1 protein-coding gene is annotated in these 1,082 nt (G+C 43.4%); it reads left to right on the plus strand.

From position 1 onward, the window contains the following. A partial coding sequence (locus AC3AYF_RS21615; protein ID WP_487780521.1) for a penicillin-binding protein activator occupies positions 1–1,082 on the plus strand: 1,082 nt, incomplete at both ends.

The following is a 1,082-nucleotide window of genomic DNA, read 5'->3' on the forward strand; positions in this document are numbered from 1 at the left end:
ATACATCTATTACTGTTAGCTGCACTGATTTTATTATTAAATGGCTGCCAACATCCTCAACCGACTGTTACAAAAGTTGATACTACTGCTGAAACTCAAGCTATGGCAGCAGAGCAATCCGGTGATTATCTGACCGCAGCTCAACAATATACTGAATTAGCCAATACCGCTTCCGGCAAGCAACAAGCACAGTTTTATTTGCGTGCTGCACAAGCGTATTTTCAGCTCAATCAACCAGAACAAGTCACGGCAACGTTAGCTAATATCAATAAAAGCATGTTAAGTGATGCTCAACAGCTTGATGTTGCCATTCTTGAGGCAGATATCGCATTATCTTTTTCACAAGCAGAGCAAGCTTTAGCCGCTTTAGCTCCTTTTCAATTGAAATATGCAACGCCCACTCAACAACTAGCAGCATATAAACTCAAAATTAACGCTTATGAACAAACCGAAAACTGGTTAGAAAAAGCTAATGCACATATCGCGCTGGCCACCTTATTAGCAAATAACGAAGCCATTGCTGATAATCAACAAGCCTTATGGCAAACATTGCTGACGCTGACGCCACAAGCACTCGAATTATTTAATCCCGGCATTGCGCCTGCAGTCGACAGTGGGTGGTTTGCTTTAGCTTATGCCGTACGTGCTTATCAAACCAACCCCGATGCATTGATCGTCGCTATCGAGGATTGGCAACGTAATTATCCAAATCACCCTGCTGATGCCTCACTCTATAAAGAACAGTTAAAAACAGGGACTCGACTACCACAACAATTAACCGATATTGCTATCTTATTGCCTGAAACCGGGCCATATGCCACCGCCGCAGACGCCATTAAACAAGGTATTATTGCGGCCCATTTTGATAGTCAAACATCCACCCGCCTACATTTCTTTGCCGTGGAAACAGACTCACAATCTGGCACGAGCAATGTTTGGCAACAATACCAACAAGCTATTAACAACGATGCCAACTTAGTGATTGGCCCCTTAGACAAAACATCGGTACAAGTGCTAGCTGAGGCAGAAGAATTGCCCATCCCAGTCTTAGCCCTCTATCGCCTCAATGATTTGACACAAAA

The sequence above is a fragment of the Salinicola sp. genome (genome assembly GCF_982684285.1).